This window comes from Paraburkholderia sp. BL18I3N2 (assembly GCF_003001875.1).
Taxonomy (GTDB): Bacteria; Pseudomonadota; Gammaproteobacteria; order Burkholderiales; family Burkholderiaceae; genus Paraburkholderia; species Paraburkholderia phytofirmans.
This window is the reverse complement of record NZ_PVNC01000004.1, coordinates 35886-61862: the sequence shown is the minus strand read 5'-3', so window position 1 is coordinate 61862 and position 25977 is coordinate 35886. Positions and strand designations below refer to the sequence as shown.

23 protein-coding genes are annotated in these 25977 nt (G+C 62.0%); 14 read left to right on the top strand and 9 right to left on the bottom strand.

From position 1 onward, the window contains the following. Nucleotides 1–15 precede the first annotated feature (15 nt). From B0G75_RS13435 to B0G75_RS13395, 9 genes are read right to left on the bottom strand one after another with little or no spacing between them, the layout of a single operon-like run. Entirely contained in the window at nucleotides 16–588 is a 573-nt protein-coding gene (locus tag B0G75_RS13435) for a hypothetical protein (protein WP_106305855.1), read from the bottom strand. A gap of 6 nt (nucleotides 589–594) precedes the next feature. Beyond that, entirely contained in the window at nucleotides 595–981 is a 387-nt protein-coding gene (locus B0G75_RS13430) for a DUF3592 domain-containing protein (protein WP_106305852.1), read from the bottom strand. Nucleotides 982–1033: 52 nt separating this feature from the next. Further along, the gene (locus B0G75_RS13425) at nucleotides 1034–1465 is read right to left on the bottom strand and encodes a DUF3592 domain-containing protein (RefSeq protein ID WP_106305849.1); all 432 of its coding nucleotides are present in this window, start codon (nucleotides 1463–1465) and stop codon (nucleotides 1034–1036) included. 12 nt (nucleotides 1466–1477) lie between these two features. Continuing rightward, complete coding sequence (locus tag B0G75_RS13420) at nucleotides 1478–2584, bottom strand: ImpA family type VI secretion system protein (RefSeq protein ID WP_106305846.1); 1107 nt, start codon at nucleotides 2582–2584, stop codon at nucleotides 1478–1480. Then, entirely contained in the window at nucleotides 2577–3689 is a 1113-nt protein-coding gene (gene tssG, locus B0G75_RS13415; protein WP_106305843.1) for a type VI secretion system baseplate subunit TssG, read from the bottom strand. Before tssG ends, B0G75_RS13420 begins: the two co-directional genes overlap by 8 nt. Beyond that, complete coding sequence (gene tssF, locus B0G75_RS13410) at nucleotides 3689–5578, bottom strand: type VI secretion system baseplate subunit TssF (RefSeq protein ID WP_106305840.1); 1890 nt, start codon at nucleotides 5576–5578, stop codon at nucleotides 3689–3691. The genes tssG and tssF overlap by 1 nt, the downstream gene beginning before the upstream one ends. 15 nt (nucleotides 5579–5593) lie before the next feature. Continuing rightward, complete coding sequence (gene tssE / locus B0G75_RS13405) at nucleotides 5594–6130, bottom strand: type VI secretion system baseplate subunit TssE (RefSeq protein ID WP_106305837.1); 537 nt, start codon at nucleotides 6128–6130, stop codon at nucleotides 5594–5596. Beyond that, on the bottom strand, nucleotides 6127–6999 hold the full coding sequence (locus B0G75_RS13400) for a type VI secretion system accessory protein TagJ (RefSeq protein ID WP_106305834.1): 873 nt from the start codon (nucleotides 6997–6999) through the stop codon (nucleotides 6127–6129). Before B0G75_RS13400 ends, tssE begins: the two co-directional genes overlap by 4 nt. Further along, entirely contained in the window at nucleotides 6996–7604 is a 609-nt protein-coding gene (locus tag B0G75_RS13395; protein ID WP_181309258.1) for a TagK domain-containing protein, read from the bottom strand. The genes B0G75_RS13400 and B0G75_RS13395 overlap by 4 nt, the downstream gene beginning before the upstream one ends. A gap of 694 nt (nucleotides 7605–8298) precedes the next feature. Here B0G75_RS13395 and tssH point away from each other — a divergent pair. The 14 genes from tssH (at nucleotide 8299) to ureC (ending at nucleotide 25976) form a co-directional block, all read left to right on the top strand. Next, nucleotides 8299–11019: a type VI secretion system ATPase TssH gene (gene tssH, locus B0G75_RS13390; RefSeq protein WP_106305828.1), complete on the top strand. Its 2721-nt coding sequence runs from the start codon at nucleotides 8299–8301 to the stop codon at nucleotides 11017–11019. Between the two features lie 36 nt (nucleotides 11020–11055). Further along, a complete protein-coding gene (gene tssB, locus B0G75_RS13385) occupies nucleotides 11056–11601 on the top strand; it encodes a type VI secretion system contractile sheath small subunit (protein ID WP_106305825.1) in 546 nt (181 codons plus the stop codon). Between the two features lie 59 nt (nucleotides 11602–11660). Then, nucleotides 11661–13160, top strand: coding sequence for a type VI secretion system contractile sheath large subunit (tssC, locus tag B0G75_RS13380; protein WP_106305822.1), 1500 nt, complete (start codon nucleotides 11661–11663; stop codon nucleotides 13158–13160). A 430-nt stretch (nucleotides 13161–13590) separates the two neighbouring features. Continuing rightward, complete coding sequence (locus tag B0G75_RS41325) at nucleotides 13591–13725, top strand: hypothetical protein (protein WP_258194456.1); 135 nt, start codon at nucleotides 13591–13593, stop codon at nucleotides 13723–13725. 67 nt (nucleotides 13726–13792) lie between these two features. Further along, nucleotides 13793–14179: a hypothetical protein gene (locus B0G75_RS13375; protein WP_181309257.1), complete on the top strand. Its 387-nt coding sequence runs from the start codon at nucleotides 13793–13795 to the stop codon at nucleotides 14177–14179. Between the two features lie 221 nt (nucleotides 14180–14400). After that, a complete protein-coding gene (locus tag B0G75_RS13370; RefSeq protein WP_106305816.1) occupies nucleotides 14401–14883 on the top strand; it encodes a type VI secretion system tube protein Hcp in 483 nt (160 codons plus the stop codon). 71 nt (nucleotides 14884–14954) lie between these two features. Further along, a complete protein-coding gene (tssJ, locus tag B0G75_RS13365; RefSeq protein WP_106305813.1) occupies nucleotides 14955–15494 on the top strand; it encodes a type VI secretion system lipoprotein TssJ in 540 nt (179 codons plus the stop codon). Further along, on the top strand, nucleotides 15481–16824 hold the full coding sequence (tssK, locus tag B0G75_RS13360; protein ID WP_106305810.1) for a type VI secretion system baseplate subunit TssK: 1344 nt from the start codon (nucleotides 15481–15483) through the stop codon (nucleotides 16822–16824). The genes tssJ and tssK overlap by 14 nt, the downstream gene beginning before the upstream one ends. 145 nt (nucleotides 16825–16969) lie before the next feature. Next, the gene (tssL, locus tag B0G75_RS13355) at nucleotides 16970–18214 is read left to right on the top strand and encodes a type VI secretion system protein TssL, long form (protein ID WP_106305807.1); all 1245 of its coding nucleotides are present in this window, start codon (nucleotides 16970–16972) and stop codon (nucleotides 18212–18214) included. Nucleotides 18215–18242: 28 nt separating this feature from the next. Then, nucleotides 18243–22229: a type VI secretion system membrane subunit TssM gene (gene tssM / locus B0G75_RS13350; RefSeq protein ID WP_106305804.1), complete on the top strand. Its 3987-nt coding sequence runs from the start codon at nucleotides 18243–18245 to the stop codon at nucleotides 22227–22229. 367 nt (nucleotides 22230–22596) lie between these two features. After that, entirely contained in the window at nucleotides 22597–23400 is an 804-nt protein-coding gene (locus B0G75_RS13340) for a transporter substrate-binding domain-containing protein (protein ID WP_106305798.1), read from the top strand. 175 nt (nucleotides 23401–23575) lie between these two features. After that, nucleotides 23576–23878, top strand: a complete 303-nt coding sequence (ureA, locus tag B0G75_RS13335) for an urease subunit gamma (protein ID WP_011487082.1) — start codon at nucleotides 23576–23578, stop codon at nucleotides 23876–23878. A 27-nt stretch (nucleotides 23879–23905) separates the two neighbouring features. Beyond that, nucleotides 23906–24211 (top strand): urease subunit beta, encoded by a 306-nt coding sequence (locus B0G75_RS13330; protein WP_106305795.1) that lies wholly within the window; start codon nucleotides 23906–23908, stop codon nucleotides 24209–24211. Nucleotides 24212–24269: 58 nt separating this feature from the next. Then, nucleotides 24270–25976: an urease subunit alpha gene (gene ureC / locus B0G75_RS13325; RefSeq protein ID WP_106305792.1), complete on the top strand. Its 1707-nt coding sequence runs from the start codon at nucleotides 24270–24272 to the stop codon at nucleotides 25974–25976. The last annotated feature ends 1 nt before the right edge of the window (nucleotide 25977 follow it).

The window sequence follows — 25977 nt, the reverse complement described above, 5'->3', positions numbered from 1 at the left end:
CACGCTCTGCCTATTTCAGTGCAACATGCCGACAAGCAAGCCCGCGCCGAAACCGGCCTGCAAAGCCGCTGTATGACCGTACATCACGAGAGCGGCGGGTGCTTGACGAATAGCGTAGTCTGCAAGGCCACTCAAGCCGGGATTCACGATGCTCATCGTGAGCAACGCGGCGTTGATGCCGAGGAGCATCAGAGTCGCACCTTCTCCGGCGAACAGACCTGCACCAGCGTCGATATAGACAACGCCGCCCTGTAAATCGGACCGACGGAGTTCACTGCCCGCAAACGCATCGGTCATGAACACATAGCCATTACTGGTGAAGTTCTTTGAGGCAACGGATCCACCAACCTCGTGTCCGCTTATCTTCGGGAGTCTGATCTCGGGCAGCGTCACTTTGGGCGACCTGATTCGAGGCAGCCGCGCGCCAAATCCGTAACCTACCCCGACGCGCCCATAGTGGAACGTGTGTGATTGCTGCTTTGGGTCTTTGAGAAGGACCTCCCCTCCAGATGCAACGAGGAAATCCAGACTAAAGCCTCCCGCCGCGCTGGTATCGAAACTCCAAAGACTTTCTCGAAATAACCACATGTTGATTCACCTCCGGCTTTCCTTCCTCGGCCAGTTGCTGACAGCTGTCAAAAGCCCACAGCCTCCAATAAACCCAAACGCTATCGCCGTGTCCCAGATCGCCCCAAATTCTTCGATTCGAGCGCTTCGGAGTGGACGGTTCTCTGCATACCGCACCTTGACGTCCTCTCCGACCTTCATGCCATAAATGAAGCCACCTTGCGGGTACGAAATGACTTCGCCTTTCTTTGTCACGAAGGTAATTTGAGGATGGCTTCCTCCAGCGTTCAAAGCCTCGACCTTTCCTGGCACAACAATCGACTCCTGCAAGAACTGGCGCGTGGACAGCACATTGAATAGCGCGACGACGAGAAACGCAGTTCCAAGCACGAGCGATGCAATAAATTTAAACATGGGCTTTGCGCTCCTACAGGCTGCCGGACAGGGAGAATCTCAACAACTAGCGTCAGTGGAAAACCGCCCTGGACTTCGTCTTAACGACGACATGCTCTCCCCCTTTCCTTCTCGTCCGTAGCCAACTCAACAAACCGGCAGCCAGAAACCCGCCGCCAAGGAGTGCGAGCAAGATCGGACCAAACCAGATCGTGCCGACTTTATCCAGCGTCGCAGTCTGCAATGGTTCGTCCTCTGCGTAGCGAACCTGCACGACGTCCCCCACTTTCATATCGAAGATGAACCCACCCTCGGGATAGGAGAGACGCTCACCTCTTCGTGTCACGAACGCCACTCTCGGATGACTCCCGCCCGCATTCAGTGCGACCACGCGCCCGGGAACCACGACCGACGACAAAACAAAATGCCGGGTATTCATCGCCGTCAGCGACGCCGCGACAAGAAGCGCTATTCCGATGGCAATCACAGTGAAGGCTCTAAACATCGCGCACCACGACTACTCTTCGCTATTCCATTGTTCAAGCAACTCCGTGGGAATGGCCCTGACGACATCCACGTACCGTTTCCCCACAAACCGTTCAGCGCGCTTTAGTAAAACGGGAATCGGGCTGCTCGGTTCGTGTTGCTCGAACCAGTATCGAGCTTCCCGGATACGCTCCAAAGCGCCCTCACGACCCGCCGCAGCCACGTTGACGCCGGGGCTAACCAGCGCGGCGCAAGCGGCCGGCGGCGGAACGTCGTCATGCTTGAAGCGCGTCTCCTCGTTCGTCGTTACCGCCGCACCGGTATCGTCGGGCGGCATCGCCTCCACCAATCCGTCAACTGGCGCCATCGTCGCGCGCGAGCGATCTCCCGCCACACGCCGCAATAGCCGCGTGAGCGCAGCGAGGTCCGGCTGGTAGACGCCCAGATACGCCTTGCACCAGGCATCGATGGACTCCAGGCTCGCCAGCGCGTCATCGAAGCCGCGAAGCATGCCCGGCTGCTGGATGCGCAGATCCTCGAGTTGGCGCGTAACGGACTCGGGCGCGAGCGCATCGCTCGGCCGCGGATGGGCAAACGCGCGCTCGACATCGCGCATCTGAAGCCGCGTGGCGGTCGAACGCGTCAACGCAATCTCCCGAAGCTCGGACAGCAATCCATCCGAATCTGTTAGCGCCTGCAAAGCGTTCATGCGGATTTCGAGCGCCGCTTCCTGATCGTCGTCGACACCGGGTTGGGGATGGAGCGCGCCGGGAAATGCGGCGAGCCATGCGGCCAACAGCCCCAGCCCTTCCGCCAGTCCCGCCGCTGCCGCGAGCCTCGTGCGGCAACGCGTGAACAACACCGCGAGACGCATGTCCTTGCTGCGCATCATCAGGCGTCGGCAATCGCGCTCGACCTCGCTCCAGTTCACCGGTTCCGGTATCCCCACGAAGTCGCCGTACTGGGCGTCCACTTTCACGGCCATCTGCGCGGACAGCACGACGAATTCCGGGTCGTATTCGAGGTCGGCCCCGCACGGCGCGGCGGCGTCGACGGGTGACATCCAGTCGTGAGGCAGGGGTGTGACGGCCTTGACTGCCGCCACCTTCGCCGTCGTTTGTCTCTTGCTGCTACTCATCTTGTCCCTTCACTTGCGGCGTGACCCGTCGCTTGCCCGCCGCGTCGATACGTTGTTTCGCGAACGTGCCGGCGTAGCGTTCAGGCTCGAAGCGCATGCCGGTAATCGGCTCGCCGCTGGGCGAGCGACCGAGCCACCCCGACCAGCCCAATTGCTGCGGGCCGCCCATCACGGCAGGCGGCGCGCTTTGTGCGCGGATGCGCAACTCCAGCTCCCATTCGAATTCGCGACCGATGAAACTCCGTACCCAATCGGCCAGTTGCGGCAGATCCGCGCCGCGAGGCGTGAAGCGCAGGTATTCGGCGATATCGACCGGGCCGATGATGATCCGGAAACGGTGCTGACGATCGGGCACCTGCTCACCGAGCATCGCGCCGTCGCCCATCGTCGCCGCGGCGCCGGGCTTGCCGATATAACTGTGATCGTCGGCAGCAACGTCGATCCAGTGAAAAACGAACTCCTCGATCGCTACGGGAACGCCGAAATACCGCTCGAACGTCATGCGCAAGCCATCCGGGTTGCGGGCTTCACGCACGAGATTCGCAGACGCGGCAAGTTGCGCGTGTGCGGGCAAAGCGCGCTGCCCAATCTCGCGCGTATCCTGGCCGGTCAGGCTCGCGACATAAAAGGAAAATCGTTCGCTATCGGGTCCGGCACGGTCGAGTCCAGCGGTCGCCTGCGCGTCGGCCCACGCGCGGTACAACAACGTGAGATAGCGATGGTGAAAAATATCGAGGAAATGGACCAGCGTAGGATCGCGCCGGCTTTCTTCACGCTCCCTGGCAATCTCCGTCATATGGATGGGCAGCGGCCCATTCGGCCCAAGCATCCCGAGCGCGAACAGACGAATATGCAGGCGCCCGCCGAGTTCGCCCACACTGGCGATCTCACGCGGCGCGAATGCAAGGCTCGGCTTCTGGCCTAACCGGAATGGTTCCGCACGCGGACGCCGCGCCTTGCCGATCGCATCGATACGCACATCGGCACCGATGCGGCGCATCAGCGAAAAAAATCCGAAATGCCACGGCTGCGTCTGCAGCCGCTCGACTGCATCCGCCGATAGCGCCGTGTCGCGCAGCGTTGACGTAAATAAGGACCGGTCCATCAAGCCACTCCGCGTGTGCCCATGCGCACGGGCCAGCGCATCAACTGGCCGCGCTGCATTGAATGAAGCTCGGTCTGCGTGAACGAATTGATGGATACGTGCCGTGCCAGATAGTGCTCGAGAATCAGCCCGAACAGGTAGGGGCTCAAACCGGAAAAGCCGGTTTCATCGACCGTCAACTGACATTCGATGCCGCGACCGAACACCAGCGGGCCGCCACCGGGCAGCTTCCTCGCGACCGGCCGCGTCTTCACGCCAACGAGGCTTTCCACCTGACGCCGCGGTCCCACGTCGTCGCCGGTGAGGAACAGGCGCAGCATGTCGCGCACACCTTGGCCGCCAGGGCGGTGATCCATGTCTTCCAGCGGCAAATAGTTGAAATTCAGTTGCCGGATAAGCCGCCATGCTGTTTCGCGCTCGGCAAACGGCGCGCGAGGCGCGCTCGGCGCACGAATCAAGCCGACGCTGGTCGCGGGCACCGAATCAACGGTGTCCAGATCGTTCACGCAGTTGCGCGGCAACAGATTCGGCAAGTCGCGATTGGTCAACCAGGCGTCGATCGACAGATAGCGCATTCCTTCGTGATAGGGCGCTTCCTGCTGGTCGACCAGCGACACGAACACTTCAGTTCCAATGTACGGCGTGCGCGTGCCGTAGCGACGGGCCGAGTCAGATAACAACCGGCGTTCGCGGCGCAGCGAAAAATAGCGCCCGTGGTTGCCTTCGTCATTGTTCAGCGTTTGATACAACGGCCGGAAGGCGAATTCCGTCGACTTCTTGCCGACCTGCGCCGTGAGTGCTTCTACCGAATAGACTTCGTAGTCGAGCGGCGCGCTGCGCTTCGGAACCAGATGGAATTCCGTGCTGGCCGTATTCAATTCGATGCGCTGCGCTTTGCGCGGAAACAGATTGATCACGGGCGTGCAAAACAGTGCGAACCGCGAGGCGTCGACAAGTCCGATCAGCCGGTCCGGCGACTGATCGAGCAGCACGACGATCTCGACTTCACGGCCTTTCGCCTTGCTCAGCCCTTCGCGCAGTCCGGTCAGCGTGAAAAAATAAAAGCGACTCGGACATGCGAAATATTCGTGCAGAAGATTGTGACCATGGAATTTCGACCAGGTAAGCGGCAGCAACCCCTGGTCGATGCCAAGCCCCTCGTGTGCGACCGCGCCATGCATGACCGCACAGAAGGGGCGCGCCGCGTCGCCGAAACACCCAGGCTCGCCCGTGATCGACGCAACGCCCGCCGCGTGAAGCAGTTCGAACAGATGCGACGCAACCTGCTCGTCTCCGGCCAGATAGACCGGCAGGCGGTCGAGTCCGCGCAGGTCGGCGATTTTGGCCTCGCCCGTGACACGCAACCGCAGCCGCAATGCGCCACGCACTTGCGTGTGGGGCGGCACATAGCGGTCGAGCATGGGAATGTCCGGCGGAATTCCCGTCAGTTGTGCATGGGTAATCTCGAGGGGATAGAGCGCGACGTCCTGCCCCGTGCGGAATTCGCACACAGTGTCCTCCCCCGGCGACTTCTTGCCCGTGAGCGTGCTGCCGCGCGGCACACGAAAGCCTTCGACGAGGTTGCCCTGGCTCGGACTCGGATAGAAACGCGCGACCGACATGGACGGCGTGGGCGCCACATAGTTCGGGTAGATCACCTCGAGCAGACGTCCCGTGAAGCGCGGGAATTCCGCGTCGAGCTTGAGCTGCATGCGCGCCGCCATGAAGCTGAACGACTCGATCAGGCGTTCAACGTACGGATCGGTCATCTCGCCGGCCTGCATGCCGAGCCGGCGTGCGATCTTCGGATGCAATTGCGCGAACTCGCCAGCCAGTTCGCGTACATACATCAGTTCCTGGTTGTAGTAATCGAGCAGTCGCGGATCCATAACAATGTCCTGTGGTCAACGAGCGGCTGCGTGCAGGCGGCTCGTTTCAAGGTCGAGCGAGCTTTGCACCATGAACTCGAGCGGATACGGGTCCATGCGGATCATTCCGCGGATCTCGAACGCGAGGTGGTTGTAGCGACTCTGGCTATCGACATCCGTGAGGGGCAGGACCTGCACCGTATGTGCAATCAGGCGTGGCTCGAAGTCGTGTATGGCGCCCCGTATCACCTGCTCGATCTTCGCCCATTTGTGCGACGCCATGAACGCCCCCGCGAGCGGCGGCACGCCAAAGTTGATGGTCGATGCGGCCGCGTATGAATGCCGCTTCCGATCTATCAGGTCTTCGATGCTGGTCGCGTTAAGCAGAAACGCAAGATCGCGCTGGATGATGTCGCGCATCTGCGCCCGGCTGACTGCATAGTCGCCCGGTGCCTCGGTCTGCCGGTGCGGTGCGTCGTCGCGCAGCCGATCAAACAAGGTGGGCAGCAGCTGTGCATCGGCCTGGCGCGGCGCGGACGCCGTTCGGTCCGGTTCATGACGTTTGCGGCTCATCGCTGCACTCCTGCCGCCGCGCCAGAGTGCGCGGCGCCGTCCACTGCGGCGGGACCAAACGAACAGTCAGCCAATTCGAACAGATCGAAATCGGCCGCGCTTGTCGTCCAGGTCTTACGCCCGGATGCTATGACGGCGGTCCGGCCCGACTCATGCCAAACGGTCTCATGTCCGAGTTGCAGTGTCGCGCGCGGGACAGGTGACCCATGGGCGGCGAGCGGATAACGTGCCGGCATGAAGCCGCGCACCATCGCGCCGTCAGTCAGCGACAGCGTGCACGGCGCCCACACGAGGTCGAGTAGCGTCGACGGCCTTTCTATCCGCCAACTGGCGAGATCCGCCAGCGAGAGCCAGCGATAGCGCCCCGCGGTAATTAGCTCACAGACAGGGCCCAGCCGCGAATCGCTGTCGGCGATCCATTCAAAGCGCTGATTCGAGGTGTGCCCGGGGACCAGCGGAGCGAGATCCAACGCCCGCTCCCGGGCGTCATCGGACGCATCCTGTTGTCCCTGCGCGGACAGTTTGAGCGCACTGAGCATGCCATGTATCCACGCGGGCGCGTCGCCGAATACCCACCCCGGCTCCTGCTGCCCGGCCATGACTTTTGCGCGCCAGTGCTCCGCGCGAATCAGGTCTCGACAGGCGTGCGCGACGGACCCCTGGGACGGCTCCAATTGGGCAAAAACCTGGAGTTGCTGGATGGCCCGCGTCCACTGGTACGTGATACATAGCCACTGGAACAGCATCCAGCGATGCGTGGCCAAGGTCGGCTGACTACGAATGTTCGCTTCGACCATTTCGATCTGCGCTGCCGGCGACCGCTCGCGTTCCTGGCTCGCGAAGACATCCTGTAGCGGTTGGGCGGTCATTCGTTGGACTCGTGGCGAATGTGAGTGTTCAGAGCGGCTAGCGGGCTGTCTATCGCAAGCGTGTGATGGTCCCGCCGCGCGACTGGCGGCGGCGCCATTCCCACGCGGCGCGCCGCCGACGCGTGATATTCGGCTGGCGCGAACAGGCGAAGGATTTCTGGCACCGTGTCGTGCCCGGCCAGATCCGTCACACTGCCCTCGTGCAACGAATCGAAGGCTTCCTCGAGCACGTCGATATCGGATAGCAGACTGTGGATTGAACTCGAATCATCGTCGGCGCGGATTTGTTCACCAACCGTCCCTTTTCCCAATCCGGGTATCCCTGTTGCAGACGACCCGACCCATTCAGAGTTGGGCAGGAAGTACGGCGATTCGAGCGCCTGGTAATACTGTTCATTGAGCGCGGCGAGAAGATCGTCCCGATCGCTATGTGTCGACGCGCCCGGCCGCTCGTATGCCGACGTGTCATACGCAGCGTTCGCCGACGAACCCAGCAACTCCAAGATAGCCTTGCTCGACTCCGGTGAGTAGTCGCTGCGATCCGACCCAGCAAGCCCCCGGCGTTCCATACGTGATTGCCCATGAACCTGCTCGCGCAATCCCATGTGCATCCAGGACGGGTCACGATGCAGAGCACTCCGATCGGCGGTTGCGCGCGGCGGCTTGCCAAGAACTTTGCGGAAGTAAGTATGAAATGTCATTGCCTGACGCCAAGCAGGTCTATACCGATCCTGCACCCGTTATACCGAACAGAACGGAATTAACGCATGACTACGCAATTGATGTCCACCGTAAATTTCGGCAGCAATGTTTAAAAAATAGAGATTTTATTCGAGATAAATTAAACGGCAATCCGATAATACAAATACTCCGACGTATTTCAAGCACCGACAAGCCAGATTTATCCTACACAGAGGGAATTTTCAACTCAATGCGCGGAAATCTCTCAACGCTAAAACAAGCCGAATTTCCACACTAAACACGATAATTTTCAATGATTTAACTTACATTTTTATCTCAACAACTCACAGAACAAGATAACTCTACATTTGTTGCCGATCAAAAAATTCACGCATAACAGAAAAAATAAAAATCACCCGCACACATTGACTGTTCCAAACTTCAAGTCGGATAATTCAAAAAACACCATTAAGCGGAGACGGGTTCTAAAAGTGCCGAATTACATAACGAAAGCGAAGCGTTTGACCGTATAAGGCAATTCTCTTAAACAGCTTCTATTTCCACTTGTGCAGGCACAATTCCAATCAGTCATCCTAATAAACCACACGGAACCAGTTCATGACGATTTCCCGCCAGGCACTCTTTGGCAAGCTCGGGGCCACACTCTTCCGCAGCATCGAATCCGCTACCGCGTTTTGCAAGCTGCGCGGCAACCCGTATGTGGAGCTTGTCCATTGGCTGCATCAATTGCTGCAATTGCCGGACAGCGACATGCACCGCATTGCCCGGCATGCGGGAATCGAACGCGAAACCCTGGAACGCGATCTCGCACGAGCGCTCGCTGCCTTGCCCGCGGGCGCCAGTTCGATCAGCGACATCTCGCACCATATTGAACTGGCCGTCGAGCGAGCATGGGTGCTTGCCACGCTCGATTTCGGCGACCGCCGGATACGTGGGGCGTGGTTGCTTGCGGCACTGCTTGGCACGCCGGAACTGCGTCTGGTACTGCTTTCGGCTTCGCCCGCATTCGCACGCATCCCGGTCGAGACGCCACGCGACGAACTGACTGCCTGGATCGACGGCTCGCCCGAGTCTTCCGACGCGCCGTACGACAACACGGACTTCTCCGCCGCGGTGCCGGGCGAGGCTTCGCAGGCATTGCCCGCAGGCTCGAAGAGCTCGCCAATCGAGCAGTACTGCAGCGACCTGAGCGCGCGAGCCCGCGCAGGTCAAATCGACATCGTGACAGGACGCGAGCAGGAGATTCGCACGATCATCGATATCCTGCTGCGCCGCCGTCAAAACAACCCGCTGCTCACAGGCGAGGCCGGCGTCGGCAAGACAGCTGTCGTCGAAGGGCTCGCACTTGCCGTCGCTAATGGCGACGTACCGCCCGCGCTGGCCGATGTGCGGCTCATGACGCTCGACGTCGGTGCATTGCTGGCTGGTGCGAGCATGAAAGGGGAATTCGAGTCGCGGCTCAAAGGCGTGCTCGAAGCCGCGTTACGGTCCACGGCACCCATCATTCTGTTCGTCGACGAAATCCACACGCTCGTAGGCGCGGGCGGTCAGGCCGGCACCGGCGACGCTGCCAACCTTCTCAAGCCGGCCCTCGCGCGAGGCGCGGTGCGCATGATCGGAGCGACGACCTGGTCGGAATACAAGCGGCACATCGAGAAAGATCCCGCTCTCACTCGGCGCTTTCAGCTACTGCAGGTCGCCGAGCCGCGGGAAGCCACAGCCATCGACATGGTGCGAGGACTGGCCGACACGTTTTCGAAGCACCACGGCGTGATTGTCCGAGACGAAGCGATCCGCGCCGCCGTTACGTTGTCCCATCGTTATATTCCTTCGCGGCAGTTGCCCGACAAGGCGATCAGTCTGCTCGACACCGCATGCGCACGCGTGGCGCTCTCACAGCATGCGCCGCCGCGCGAGCTGCAAAACTTGCGTCAACGACTTCAGGCGGCGCGCGTCGAGTGTGGCCTGCTCGAACAGGAGGCGCGTATCGGACTCCATGCGGAGGAGGCGCTGAGTGCCGCCAGGGCGCGCATCGGCACGCTCTCCACGGAGGAAAGCGCAATCTGCGCCCATTGGCGGGCCCAGCTCGCAGCCGCACAGGCGTTAGCCAGCGCCCGCGAGGCCATCCTTACCCCGCCCGATCCGGATCACTCCGATGTTGTGCCCTCCCTCGCGACACTCGGCCAGCTGGAGCACAGGCTCCGTGATCTTCAGGGTGAGACGCCACTCGTCTTCCCGGAAGTAGACGAAACGATCATCGCGGAAATCGTCTCGGACTGGACCGGCATTCCCGTCGGCCGCATGGTAACGAATGAGGTTGCGGCTGTGCGCGCCTTGCCCGAAACACTCGCCGCCCGCGTGATCGGGCAAAGCGATGCCTTGCGCCAGATCGGTGAGCGAGTGCAGACGGCGCGCGCGGGTCTTACCGATCCCCGCAAACCACTCGGCGTGTTTCTGCTGGCGGGGCCGTCCGGCGTCGGCAAGACGGAAACGGCGCTCGCACTGGCCGAAGCCCTGTATGGCGGCGAGCAGAACCTGATCACGATCAACATGAGCGAGTATCAGGAGGCGCATACCGTCTCCGGACTCAAGGGCGCACCGCCCGGATACGTCGGCTACGGTGAAGGCGGCGTGCTGACAGAGGCCGTCCGGCGGCGCCCGTATGCGGTTGTTCTGCTCGACGAGATCGAAAAGGCGCATCACGACGTACATGAAATGTCTTTCCAGGTGTTCGACAAGGGCTACATGGAAGACGGCGACGGACGCTACATCGACTTCCGCAACACCACGATCCTTTTGACCAGCAATGCCGGTTCCGAGCTGACAGCGAGCCTATGCGCGGACGCCGCACTCGCACCCGATCAGGGCGCCCTACGTGAAGCGTTAGCCCCTGAGTTACTGAAAGTATTTCCCGCAGCCTTCCTCGGACGCGTGACCGTCGTGCCGTATCGCCCGCTGGTCCACGCGTCGCTCGCCGGCATCGTGCGTCTGCACATGAACCGTGTCGTGCGGCGTATGGCCGACAGTCATGGCATTGCGCTGCATTACAACGAGCAGGTCATCGACTACATCGTCGGTCGCTGTCTCGTGCAGGAGACCGGCGCTCGGGTGTTGATCGGGTTTATCGAACAACACGTTCTGCCGAGACTGTCCGCTCTCTGGCTCGACGCTTTCTCGTCGAAGCGCATCCTCTCGAGCATCGAAATCCACGTCGGCGACAGCAACGCCGCGCCCGCTGCCGCACTCGTCTTTACATCAGCCAACAAGACAGCGTTCAGCGAGAGCATTTCCCCGGTTTCCGTCGGCGAGACTCTTTAAACCTGCCGGCCATTTCCCACGCTTACGGAGTCATGCATGTCCGTTTCAAACAGTTCGCAGAAGTTCATCGCGCGCAACCGCGCGCCGCGCGTCCAGATCGAGTACGACGTCGAGATCTACGGTTCCGAGAAAAAGGTGGAACTGCCATTCGTGATGGGCGTGCTCGCCGATCTGTCCGGCAAGCCGGTCGAACCGCTGCCGGCTGTTGCCGATCGCCGCTTCCTCGACATCGATATCGACAACTTCGACGAGCGCATGAAAGCGCTCAAGCCACGCGTCGTATTTGCGGTGCCGAATACGCTCACGGGCGAGGGCCAGCTGATGGTCGACATGACATTCGAAAGCATGGAGGACTTCTCGCCGGCCGCCGTCGCCAGCAAGGTCGAGCCTTTGCATCGCCTGCTCGACGCGCGTACGCAACTGGCCAATCTGCAAACCTATATGGACGGCAAATCCGGCGCGGAAGCACTCGTCAACAAGCTGCTGGCTGATCCGGCCTTGCTGAAGGCGCTCGCCGCCGTGCCAAAGCCAAAGGTTATCGACGAGACAGAACACAGCCATACCGACAAGGCTCCGAACTGACGGCCGCTGCCGGCGAGGGCACACCGGCAAGAACGACTCAAGAACCACAGAGACACACCATGACAACACAGCAGGTAAAGACGACGGCAACCGCAACTGCCGCGCATTCACAAACCGACTTTTCGCAATTGCTCGCGCAGGAATTTCGCTCCAAGACCGCCGCGGCTCGCAACGCCGTCGAATATGCGGTTCAAACGCTCGCCGAGCAGGCGCTGCAGCAGTCGATCATCATTAGCGACGACGCGTACAAGAGCATCGAAGCGATCATCGCGCAAATCGATCACAAGCTGTCGGAGCAGATCAATCTGATTCTCCACCACAACGATTTCCAGAAACTGGAATCGGCGTGGCGCGGTCTGCATCATCTGGTGTCGAACACCGAAACGGACGACCGGCTGAAGATCCGCTTCATGGACGTTTCGAAAGAAGAACTGCGTCGCACGATGAAGCGATACAAGGGTCTCGCATGGGATCAGAGTCCGCTTTTCAAGCAGATTTACGAAGAAGAATATGGCCAGCTCGGCGGCGAACCGTACGGCTGCCTCGTTGCTGACTATTACTTCGATCACACACCGCCCGACGTCGACCTGCTCGGCTCGATTGCAAAAATCTCCGCAGCCGCGCATACGCCGTTCATCTCGGGTGCGTCGCCCTCGGTGCTGCAGATGGAATCGTGGCAGGAACTCGCCAACCCGCGCGATCTGACGAAAATCTTCGCGCAAAATCTCGAGTACGCGCCGTGGAATTCCCTGCGCAATACGGAAGATGCGCGCTATATCGGGCTCGCAATGCCGCGCTTCCTGTCGCGTCTGCCGTACGGCGCGCAGACGAACCCGGTCGATGAATTCGACTTCGAGGAAGACACCAACGGTCCCGATCACCGCAACTATGCGTGGGCTAACGCGGCGTACGCCATGGGCGTGAACATCAACCGGTCGTTCAAGCTGTATGGCTGGTGCTCGCTGATTCGCGGCGTCGAATCGGGCGGCACGGTCGAGAGCTTGCCGTGCCATACGTTCCCGACCGACGACGGCGGCATCGACATGAAGTGCCCGACGGAAATTGCAATCTCGGACCGGCGCGAAGCGGAACTGTCAAAGAACGGTTTCATTCCGCTCGTGCACCGTAAAAACACCGACCACGCGACCTTCATCGGCGCCCAGTCGGTGCAGAAGCCCGCCGAATACCACGATCCGGATGCGACTGCCAACGCCAACCTGTCGGCGCGTCTGCCGTATCTGTTTGCCTGCTCGCGATTCGCGCACTACCTGAAGTGCATTGTGCGCGACAAGATCGGGACGTTCCGTGAGCGTGAGGATATGCAGCGCTGGCTCAACGAATGGATCATGAACTACGTCGACGCGGACCCGGCGAATTCATCGCAGGAAACCAAAGCGCGCCGCCCACTGGCGGCGGCCGAGGTGGTCGTCGAGGATGTCGAAGGCAACCCCGGCTACTACCAGGCGAAGTTCTTCCTGCGCCCGCACTTCCAGCTCGAAGGCCTCACGGTGTCACTGCGTCTCGTTGCGCGGCTGCCTTCAGTGAAGGAGGCGGCCTGATCGATTGCTGCCAGAACGCCGCCGGCCGCCGCGTGATCCAGCCGGCGGTCCCGGTGGTCATTCCCAATGCATCGGCCATAAACAACAAGGGAGTCTCTCAGATGTCTTCGCTACGGTTTGATGGGCGTATACACCAGATTGCGCTAGTTGATTCTGCCGGCAACACGACCGGCATCTGGGCTGCATACAACAACGTCGACAGTCATGCCACGATTCGTCATATTCAGAACGGCGTCTACACAGTCCAGGATCGGGTGATACCTCACCCTCACGCTGCGTCCGCGAATGGCCCCTATGGGCTACATGGCATTGTTCGCTTCAACGTGCCCGGTCATCCTGGCATCGGCGTCCATTCGGGACGAGCCAACGCGACTCATTTGGCGGGTCCGCAACATCCGACCATGGGTTGCATCAGAACGACGGACGACGCATGAACGCCATCGGCAATCTGATGAGAACGGACGCGCTGTCCACCGTCGAAGTTGTCGGCAACGACAGCATGGGCGCGCACGCTGCGTCCCGGCGCAACCGTCACGCCAGCCTTCATGAGCGCAGCCATGGTTAGGCTTTCAGTTCGTGGCGCTGTGTTTAGGCCGATCGCATGTCTCGTTGCGGTGCTCGGTTTCCTGTCTATGTCATTGGCCTACGGTAAGGCTTGCTCAGAGCATGACGCGGTGGGTGCCGATGCGATGGTCGACAAGATCACCACCTGGAACGCGGCGAGCGTCGCGTTCACGAAATACGGACAGTGTGACGACGGTGACATCGCCGAGGGGTACTCGGAGGCGATTGCGCGACTACTGGTGGATCGGTGGAATACATTGCCGCAACTCGGTCAATTGATCAAGCGCAATCCATCGCTCAAAGGCTTCGTGCTGCGTCATATCGACAGCACGCTGGATCAGGCCGACCTCGACAAGATCAAAGGGCTTTCCACGTCATCCTGTCCGTCTGGCATGGAAACGTTTTGCAAGGCGCTGACCCACGCCGTCGTGCAGACCGAACGGAAAACGAAATGAAGTAATGCGCCCGTCGCACCGCAGCCAACGCCACAGCCATCGCAGTGCGCGCGTGCACGCGTACGTCCGCACGCGGTACGCGCCTCGTCTGCGTAAAAAGAACTGTGGGTAGCCGAAGCGCCGCCAATACGCGGCGACACTCACTGGCAAAGAGCATCGCTGATTCGACGCGGCAGTCCCGCAACAAGAGCAGTCTGTTTTTTCACTCACGGAGTTTTTAAATGGCACAGGACATTTTTATCAAGATCAACGGCATCGACGGCGAATCGCAGGATTCGGCGCACAAGAATGAAATCGAAGTGGCGAGCTGGGGTTGGCAAATCCTGCAGCAGTCGAACATGCACATGGGTTCGGGCGGCGGCGCGGGTAAGGCAACTGTCGAAGATCTGGCGTTCGAACACCTGGTCGACCGTGCAAGCCCGAACCTGATGAAGTATTGCCTGACCGGCAAGCACATCGATCAGGCCGTGCTGACCGTGCGCAAGGCCGGCGGCAATCCGCTCGAATACCTGAAGATCACGATGAACGACGTCATCGTTACGCAGGTTCATCCGTCGGGTAGCAACGCTGACAACGGCATCCGTGAACATGTGCGCCTGTCGTTCGCGAAGGTCAAGCAGGAATACGTCGTGCAGAACGCCCAGGGCGGCAGTGGTGGCGCCGTGACGGCAGGCTACGACATCAAGCTCAACAGGGAAGCTTAAGCGCTCCTGTCTTGCGAGGTCCGGCGTGCGCGCCGGACCTTATAACGCCCCACTTCCCCTGTTCACTGCCGATGCGCCCGTCCACTCACGTCGTCGCACTTATCTGCGTGCTCGGACTCACTGCATGCGCGAGCAACGATCCCAAAGCCGTTCATGAACCCGTGAGGCTCGACCTGTCGATAACCACCTCATCGAGCGTCAATCCCGATGACCAGAAACGCGCCGCGCCGATCGTGGTGCGCATTTACGAATTGAAAAACGCCGACGCGTTCACCGCCGCCGACTTTTTCTCGCTGCAGGACAAGGACAAGACCGTGCTCGCCGACGACCTCGTCGTGCGCGAGCAGTATCAGCTTCGTCCGGGAGAAAACAGGACTATCCAGCGCAACGCCGATCAGGCCACGACCACACTCGGTGTCATCGCGGCCTACCGCGATCTGCCGAACTCCGTGTGGCGCGCCACCTGGACACTGCCGTCATCGCCACCGGCTGCGTGGTACCGGATCGCGCCGAAACTGAAGCTGACGATCAATCTCGATACCAGTGCGATCCGGATCACCGACGCACAAAAACAAAAACAAGTAATGGACCACACGCATGAGTTGGTATAACAAGGTCACCTGGAGTGAAGGTCTGTTCCTGCGCCCTCAGCTTTTCCAGCAGCAGGAACGCTACCTGGAACATTTCGCTCACAAGCGCGCGGCGCCGCTTTCGCCTTTTTTCTTCGGCTTCTCTCATTACGCAATCGACAATGAGGCGCTCGCGCTCGGCAAAGTGATCCTGAAGTCCGCCAGCGGCGTATTCGCCGACGGCACGCCCTTCGATTCGCCGGGCAACACGCCGCCGCCCGCCCCGCTGACTGTACGCCCGGAGCATCTGGACCAGGTCATCCATCTTGCCGTGTCGATTCGCGTGCCCAACGCGGAAGAAACCACCTTCGACGAGTCCTCCCATTCGCTCGCCCGCTATGCCGTATTCGACACGGACTTGCGCGATACGAACTCGATCGGACAGGGTGCGAAAGCCGTTCAACTATCCAACCTGCGGCTGCGACTGGTACCGCAGAAAGAGATGACCGACGCATGGATCGGTCTACCCTTGACGCGAGTCAAGACGCTTCGCGCGGACGGCAGCATCGAACTCGACGATACCCTGGTCCCGCCGGTGTCGGGCTATGGCGCCAACGCGCTGCTCACGAGCTGGCTGGCGAAGGTCCACGACCTCACGCGCCTGCGCGCGGATGCGCTCGCCAAACGGCTGACCGGGAGCGACGGCCAGGCCGGCACGGTGGCGGACGTCTCGGATTATCTGCTGCTGCAAACGCTCAACCGCTACGAACCGCTATTGCAACACCTGCGCCGGGTTCCGACCACCTCCCCCGCCGATCTCTACGCGCTGCTGCTCAGCATGGCTGGAGAACTCTCGACCTACGTGCGTCCGCAGACGCGCCGGCCGCTCGAAAGCCATCCGCCGTATCAGCACATCGAGCCGCATCTGTGCCTGAAGCCCGTGGTCGACGACACACACTGGCTGCTCAACGCGGTCCTCGTACGCAGCGCGCAAAGCATTCCGTTTGCCGACGCGGGATACGGCATGCGCAACGCGGTGGTCGATCCGGCGGAGATTCGCAGTTTCAGTTCGCTGGTCCTCGCCGTGTCGGCCCAGATGCCACCGGACACGCTGGTCCAGCAATTCGCCATGCAGGCCAAAATGGGACCGTCCGAACGTCTGCCGGATCTGGTGCGCTCGCACCTGCCGGGCATTGCGCTTCAGGCGCTGCCCGTGCCGCCGCGGCAGATTCCATTCAACGCCGGCTATGTGTACTACGAACTCTCGCGTACGGGTCCGCTGTGGGAGACCGTCGCGCAGCACGGCGGCATTGCGCTGCATGTGGCGGGTGATTTCCCCGCGCTCAGGCTGGAACTGTGGGGCGTGCGCTGATAAGCCGTGACTCACCGGAAAACAGGAGCGCTTCCTTAGAAGCGCCCGTTCATCATCGCATCAGGGGAACACAGTGAATCCAGACCGAGGACTGCCTTCTTTCGGCACAGCTTTCGCGCCCGACAACCGCGCTACGTCTGTCGGCATGGAGAAAAAAACCGGCGATCCGGCGTCCGGCGCGAAGCCCGAACTGCCGGCCACGTTGCTCGCCAGCATCCCCGCCGGCGAACAGCAGGCCACCCGCCTGCAAGCCGTGGAGGACGCGACCAATCCGCTGCTGGAGGCCGCGCGCCCTTTGCTGCGCGCGCTTGCCGACATGCCGGACAATCTGGATCTGACGGCCATCGATCAGCTTCACCTGCTGCTCAAACAGGAGGTGCGCATCTTCCAGCGACTGTGCGAGCAAGCCAACCTCAGGCGCGATCACATGATCGGCGCGCGTTACTGTCTGGCCACGGCGCTCGATGAGGCCGCCGGAAAGACCGTTTGGGGTCAACGCGAAACCGGCGTCGAATGGCTTCGCAAAGGCTTGGCCACCGAATTCCACGAGGACCGCCAAGGCGGCGACAAGGTTTATCTGCTGATCGGACGGCTGATGAACGAGCCGCGCGAGCATCTCGACCTGCTCGAAGTGATCTATCGGATTCTGAGCCTCGGCTTCATGGGCCGCTACCGCCATGAAGCCGACGGCGCCCGCAAGCATGACGCCGTGCGTCAACGGCTCTACAACGAGATCCAGACGCAGCGCGGTGTCGTGCCGATCGCACTGTCGCCGCGAGTGCAATCCGACACCCGCGGACGGCGCCTGTCCGTCTACGACTTTCCGGTCTGGATCACGTTTGCCGTTCTCGGGCTGATCCTGCTCGGCCTGTTCGGCTGGTTCAAATACCATCTGCTCGACCATGGCGCGAACGTCGAGAAGCAGATCACCGATATCGGCCATCTGACGCCGCCGGCCCCACGCCTGCCCCACCTCAAGGAACTGCTGAAGAACGAGATTGCGGCCGGCACGGTCGGCGTCGACGAAGACGCCCGTCATAGCTCCGTGACGTTTCGCGGCGACGCAATGTTCCCGCCGGGCGGCGCCAACGTCAACGCGTCGATGGGGCCGCTGATCGCGAAGATCGCGAGCGAAATCGGCAAGGTGCCCGGCAAGGTCGTTGTCACCGGCCACACCGACAACCTGCCGATCAGAAGCCGCCAGTTCGCATCGAACGATGCGCTCTCGGAAGAGCGCGCAACCCAGGTCATGCAGATGCTGCAAGCATCGGGCGTGGCTGCGGCGCGCCTCGAGGCGATCGGCGGCGGCGAGGCGAATCCCATTGGCGACAACGCAACGGCGCAAGGCCGCGCGCAGAACCGCCGCGTGGAAATCACGGTCACCCCCTGATCAATATCATGCCCATCGGGACTCAAGGATGAAGAAGTTGTCGTTTCTGGTATCGCGCTGGTTCTTCGCGTTCCTCGCGCTGTTGGTCCTCGGACTGGTGATCTGGTTTCTGGGACCGTTCGTCGCGTTCGGCGACCTCAGGCCCCTTGTTAGCGTCGGCATGCGCGTTCTCGTGATCACGCTGCTGCTCGTGGGGGCGCTGCTTTGGCTCAAGGGCTGGTCGACCGGCGTGATGTTCGGTGCGTTGCTGTGCCTGCTGGTCTGGTACGCAGGACCGCTGTTGAGCTTCGGGCGTGCAGCGCCGTTGACCTCCGTCGCGGCGCGCGTGATCGCTATTGGCATCGTGCTGGCGCTTTTTGCCGGGTTCGGTCTGTACTGGCTCTGGCAGAAAATGCGCAGCGACGAAGCGTTCCTTAAAAAGGCGCTGACGTTCGGCGGCAAGAAGGAAGCGTCGCCGGCCGCCGGCAGGCTCAAAGAGGTCGAGGCTCGCATCAACGCCGCGCTCGCACGGCTGAAGTCCATGCGCACGGGCGCGCGAGGCGTGGGGCGGTTTTTCCAGGGCACGCGTTATCTGTACGAGTTGCCCTGGTTTATCGCGCTCGGCTCGACCTCCTCCGGCAAGACGAGTGCATTGCTGAACGCCGGGCTGGCGTTTCCGATTGGCGGAGCGACGCCGCGAACGGCCGGCGCATCCGTCGGAACGAAAAGCATCGACTGGTGGCTCTCGAACGATGCCGTTCTGATCGATACCGCCGGCTACTACACGCGACATGGCGCATCGACCCAGTCATTGCCCGCGCTCGCGGACAAACGCGCGCAGAGCAAAGACAACAACGCCGGCCGCGACACGGCCGCAACCCAGCGAGCGGACGCCGCGGTGGGCGATGCCGACTGGCGTCGGCGTGTGGACGAAGACGAATGGCATGGCTTTCTCGACCTGCTTCGCCGTCACCGCCCGCGCGCGCCGATCAACGGCGCGGTGCTCGCAATCAGCCTCGACATATTGACGGCCTCCGACCCCGCGGTGCGCGCGACCGAAGCCGACATGCTGCGCGAACGGCTGGCCGATTTGCGCGCCCGGCTCGGCATCCGCTTTCCGGTGTACCTGATGATTACGCAAATGGACCGCTTGGCCGGGTTCGCCGATTATTTCGGATCGCTGACCGAGGAACATCGCGCGCAGATGTGGGGGTTCACGCTGCCGGTCGGCGGCCAATCGGCCCGGAGCAATCTCGCTGCGGTGTGCAACGGAGAACTCAGGCAGCTTGTCACGCGTCTCGCCGGCGGCGTGAACACGCGGCTGGAAGACGAGTACGACATCGACCGGCGCCGGCGCCTCGCGGCACTGCCGGAAGCGTTCGCGGCGCTCTGCGCTCCGCTTGCCGAGTTGCTGGGGCAACTGTTCATCGATTCACGTTACGACGATACGCAAAATCACGCGATGCTGCGAGGCGTCTATTTCACGAGTGCATTGCAGGCAGGGCAAACAGTCATTGCTGAACCCCTCACGATCGTGCAGCGTCTGATGGCGGGGCGCAGTCGCCTGTTCTCGGCGGACGCGGCTCGGCCCACCGCGAACCATAGCTACTTTTTGCACGATCTGTTCACGAAGGTTGTCTTTCCCGAAGCGCACCTGGTGCGTCCCAATCTGCGCTGGGAGTACCGCTTCCGGCTGTTGCGACTGCTCGGGCACACGCTCGGCCTCGTCTTGTTCGTCTGGCTCGCAATGGGCATGCGCGTGAGCTTCGGCAACAACAGCGACTATCTGGATGCGATCGCGCGCAAGACCCAGGCACTCGCGGCCAAGGTTACGCAGCTTTACCGCGAGCCCAAACCGGAAGCTGTGCCGGACACGTTAGGCGAGGCGCGCTACCTGCCGGCCTGGACAGGACTGGATCTGTCGGACCCTGACAGCCGCTTTCGCTATGGCCTGTATAGCGCGCCGGGTGTCGTCGAGGCGAGCCGCGACACCTATCGGGCGCTCGAGGACAATCTGTTGCTGCCGTCCATCGTTCACCGCCTCGAAGATGTCATTGCTCAGTCGATGGCGAACAAGGATGCCAAAGCAACCTACGACGCGTTGCGCGTCTACTTGATGCTGTATGACAAGGCCAGGTTCAACTCGACCGACATCAAGGCCTGGGTACTCGACGACTGGGCAAAAAATGACAGCGCGTCGATCTTCGGCGGACGGGCTTCGATGGTCGAACACGTCGAGCAGTTATTCTCCGGCGAGCGTATCGTTCAGTCGCCGCTGATCCGCAACGACGGTTTGATCCAGCAGGCGCGCGCATTTCTCGACGGCAGCAATGCCACGCAGCGGCTCTACGAGCGCGCGAAGGCGGACATGCAGAAGGAGGCGCCAGACGAGTTCACGCTGCTTCGCGCGGTCGGACCGCAGGCCGGCACGGTGTTCACGCGTGCCAGCGGCGCACCGCTCTCGCGCGGCATGCCGGGCCTCTTTACGTTCGACGGCTACCGGAACCTGTTCGACAGGCGGCTGCCGGAATTCGTCCAGGCAGCGCGCGACGACGACGCCTGGGTCATGGGACGTTCGTATCTTGGCGAGGCTCAAAAAAAAACGGCTGAAATCGTGAGCACGGTAACGGGCGCCGACGATCCGCTGACAGAAGCCATCCGCAGGCTCTATCTGACCGAATACGCTCAGCAGTGGGACGCTTTCCTCGGCGATGTCCGCACGGTCGCCGGTACGAGCCTCGCCTTCAATCTGCAGGTGCTGCGCCAGTTCGCGGCACCCGATTCGCCGCTGGCGCGGCTTGCTCGCGCATCCGTGCATGAAACGACGCTCACCCAGTCGATCGCGGCCGCCAATGCTTCTCTGCTGCAGAAAACGACCGACCAGATCAGTCAGAAAGCGGATAAGGCACTGGGCATCCGCGCGGAAGAACGCGTCGAGCGCGAACTGGTGGACGGTCATTTCGCCGCGCTGCGCGAGATGGTCACAGGCAGCGCCGACACCTCGGCCGCCGACGCGCCGGCCAATACCCAGGCCGGCAAGACGGGGCTCGACGGCGTGACGAGCCTGCTCAACGATTACTACACCACACTGACGGTCGCGGATAACGCGATCGCAAACAACAGCATGCCACCCGCCAGCGATGCCGCGGCGAAACTGAAAATGGCGGCCAACACCATGCCGGCGCCATTTCGCGAGGTGTTGCTCGGCCTTTCGGTGCAGGGCTCGCGCGAAGTCAATCAGGGCATCGGCCAACTGCTTTCGCGGCAGATGCAGGCCGTGGTCAGCGATACCTGCCGAATGACCGTCGAGGGCAACTATCCTTTTGCGCCGGACAGTTCGCGCGACGTGAGTGTCGACGACTTCACACGCGTATTCGCACAGGGCGGCGTGATCGACGACTTCTTCACGAAGAACCTCGCACCGTTCGTCGATACCTCGGCGAAGCCGTGGCGTTACAGAACGCTGCCGGGCGCCACCGAGCCCGTACAGGGTCCCGACCTCGAACCATTCCGGCATGCGAGGCAAATCCGCGACGTGTTCTTCGGCGACCAGGGCAAGCAACTTCTTTGGAAAACCGAAATCCGCGTGCCCGAACTCGATCCGACTGTGACGACACTGGCAATCGACATCGACGGTCAGAACATGCTGTATCAGCACGGACCCGTCGCACCATTCGCGGTGAGTTGGCCTGGGCCGCGCGGCGGCGTGCATGCCGAAATGACCGCGAGTCCACGCATTCGCAATGAAACCTCGACGCTCGCGACGGACGGCCCATGGGCACTCATGCGTTTGCTGCGCAAAGGGCAGATTGTCCAGACGGCCACGCCGGGGCGCGCCCGCGTGGAGTTCGATTTCGACGGACGCAAGGCGGTGCTCGATATCACCGGTGCGGGCAGCGTCGCCAACCCGCTGACCAGCGATGTGCTCACGACCTTCCGTTGCCCGAATTCGATGTCGATGTTCAGCCTGCCTGACAGCGGGCCGCCGCCGGGCTTGCCGGCGGCGGATCGGGCGGACGGCGACCATAGTCATTGATAGTGATAGCGGGTCACTGCCTGACTGCCGACCGGCGCGAATAAGCGCCTCGCGTTGACAGCGGCAAAGCGCTGCCTGATTGTCGCAGGGCTCGTTGTCGGCGCGGCCGCCTGGATCGCAGCCGCCAAGGCGGCATCGATCAGACGGTCGCTCCGCCTTGCGCGCTTCGCGCGGCTTTCACCGTCGCAAAACACACCGCGCACCAATCCGGCGCACGGCGACGCATCAACCCAGTGCATCGCTAGCGCTTGCGCCCCGCCAGCCCACGCTGCACCGCCATGGCACACACCTTGCGTCGACATCGCCCACGATGCTGCCGCGTCCTGACGGCAGCCGACCGGCCCGTCGCCACCACCGCTCACAGAACATGACTCGATCGACTCTTCGCCCCGCGCGTCGCGCCTGGCTCGCCGCACTGTTGCTCTCGCCCGTCCTCGCCGTCAATGCGCCCGCCGCTCACGCGGATACGCTCGATAACATCGCCAAAGCCGGTGTCCTCAAAGTCGCCGTACCGGAAGACTATCCGCCGTTCGGTTCGGTCGGCGCGGACATGAAGCCGCAGGGCTACGACATCGACACCGCCGCCCTGCTCGCGAAGTCGATGAACGTGAAGCTCGAACTCGTGCCGGTCAATAGCGCCAACCGCATTCCGTATCTGCAAACAGGCAAGGTCGACCTGGTGATCTCGTCGCTCGGCAAGACGCCGGATCGCGAGAAGGTGATCGACTTCTCGACCGCCTACGCGCCGTACTACCAGGGCGTGTTCGGTCCCGCCGACATCAAGGTCGGCGGCCCGGCCGATCTGACCGGCAAAACGGTCGGCGCAACCCGCGGCGCACTCGAGGAAATCGGTCTCACGCAAATGGCGCCGAACGCGACCATCAAGCGCTTCGAGGACAACAACGCGACTATCGCCGCGTTTCTGTCGGGCCAGGTGCAGTTGATCGCGGCGGGCAACATCGTCGCGGCCGCGATCCTCGCGAAGAATCCGCCGCGCCGCCCGGAGCCGAAATTCGTCATCAAGAATTCGCCGTGCTTCGTCGGTATGAACAAGAACGAGCCGCGCCTGCAGCAGAAAGTGAACGCCGCCATCGTGCAGGCGAAGCAGGACGGCACGCTCAACACGATGTCGAAGAAGTGGTTCAGCGCGCCGCTGCCGGCTGATCTGTAAGCGCGCCGTTAGCCGAACTTGATACCGTGACCGGCTTATCCGGCATTGCACTCGTCATGGACGCATCCCGTGCGGCGCACGCGATCCCGGCCATGACGCGCAGCGCCTATCATTGTCGCGGCCGGTCCCGCCCGGGATCGTCGCAACGAAAGTCACAACCCTACGCACTCATTCGATGAAGCTGACACCTCGCGAGAAGGACAAGCTGCTGATCTTCACCGCCGCGCTGCTTGCCGAACGGCGCCGCGCGCGCGGCCTCAAACTGAACTACCCGGAAGCGATCGCCTTCATCACTGCCGCGCTGATGGAAGCGGCCCGCGACGGCAAGACTGTCGCCGAAGTGATGCACTACGGCACCACGCTGCTCACCCGCGACGACGTCATGGAAGGCGTGCCGGAAATGATCCCCGACATCCAGGTCGAAGCCACGTTCCCCGACGGCACGAAGCTCGTCACCGTTCATCACCCGATTCCCTGATCACTGCAATCACATAAGGCAGGCTAGATGATTCCCGGCGAACTCCTCATCGACGACGGCGAACACGAACTGAACGCGGGCCGCGCCACCGTCACGGTGGTTGTGTCGAATACCGGCGACCGTCCCGTGCAGATCGGCTCGCACTATCACTTCTATGAAGTGAACGAGGCGCTCTCGTTCGACCGCGAAGCCGCGCGCGGCTTCCGGCTGAACATCGCGGCGGGCACCGCCGTGCGCTTCGAGCCCGGCCAGGAACGCACCGTCGAGCTGGTCGAACTGGCGGGCGAGCGCGTCGTCTACGGCTTCAACGGCAAGGTGATGGGCAAGCTGTGAGGCCTCCTCCACGCTTGGCACGAACCCAGATCGCCCTGTTCATTTCCGGACCCACACCATGACCTTACGCATTGGCCGCCGCGCATACGCGGAAATGTTCGGCCCCACCACCGTCGACCGCGTGCGCCTCGCCGACACCGAATTGCTGATCGAAGTCGAGCGCGACTTCACCACCTACGGCGAAGAAGTGAAATTCGGCGGCGGCAAAGTGATTCGCGACGGCATGGGCCAGTCGCAACGCGTACATGCCGAGGTGGTCGATACCGTCGTGACGAACGCCGTGATTCTCGATCACTGGGGCATCGTCAAGGCCGACATCGGCATCAAGGACGGCCGCATCGCCGCGATCGGCAAAGCGGGCAATCCCGACATCCAGCCGAACGTGACGATCGCGATCGGCGCCTCCACCGAAGTGATCGCGGGCGAAGGCCTGATCGTGACGGCGGGCGGCATCGACACGCATATTCACTTCATCAGCCCGCAGCAGATCGAAGAAGCGCTTGCCAGCGGCGTGACCACGATGCTCGGCGGCGGCACCGGTCCGGCGACAGGCACGAACGCGACGACGTGCACGCCGGGGCCGTGGCATCTCGAACGCATGCTGCAAGCGGCCGACGGTTATCCGATGAATCTCGGCTTTCTCGGCAAGGGCAATGTGAGCCTGCCGCAGCCGGCACTGGAGCAGATCGCCGCGGGCGCGATCGGCCTGAAGCTGCATGAGGACTGGGGCACGACGCCGGCCGCGATCGACAACTGCCTCTCAGTCGCCGACGATACCGACACGCAGGTCGCGATTCACACGGACACGCTGAACGAAGCCGGTTTCGTCGAAGCGACCGTGGCCGCGTTCAAGGGCCGCACGATTCACACGTATCACACGGAAGGCGCGGGCGGCGGCCACGCACCGGACATCATCAAGGTCTGCGGCGAAGCGAACGTGCTGCCCTCCTCGACCAATCCGACGCGCCCGTACACCGTCAACACGCTCGAAGAGCATCTCGACATGCTGATGGTGTGCCATCACCTCGACCCGTCGATCGCGGAAGACATCGCGTTCGCCGAATCGCGCATTCGCCGCGAGACCATTGCCGCCGAAGACATCCTGCACGACCTCGGCGCGCTGTCGATGCTGTCGTCGGATTCGCAGGCCATGGGCCGCGTCGGCGAAGTGATCATCCGCACCTGGCAGACCGCGCACAAGATGAAGGTGCAACGCGGCGCACTGCCTGAAGACAACGCGCGCCACGACAACTTTCGTGCGAAGCGCTACGTCGCCAAGTACACGATCAACCCGGCGATCACGCACGGCATCGCGCATGAAGTCGGCTCCATCGAGCCGGGCAAGTGGGCCGACCTGGTGTTCTGGGAGCCGGCGTTTTTCGGCATCAAGCCGTCGCTGATCCTCAAGGGCGGCATGATCGCCATGGCGCAGATGGGCGACCCCAACGCGTCGATTCCGACGCCGCAGCCGGTGCATTATCGCGAGATGTTCGCGACGCGCGGCGGCGCCCTGGGACGCACGTCGCTGACCTTCGTCTCGCAGATGGCCGCCGATGCGGGCGTCGGCGAACGCTACGGCCTGAACAAGCGTATCGTTGCGGTCAGGAACTGCCGCAACATTTCGAAGGCAGACATGATCCACAACGCGTGGCGTCCGGCGATCAGTGTCGATCCGGAAACCTATCAGGTGATTGCCGACGGTCAGTTGCTGACCTGCGAACCGGCCACCGTGCTGCCGATGGCGCAACGCTACTTTCTGTTCTAGA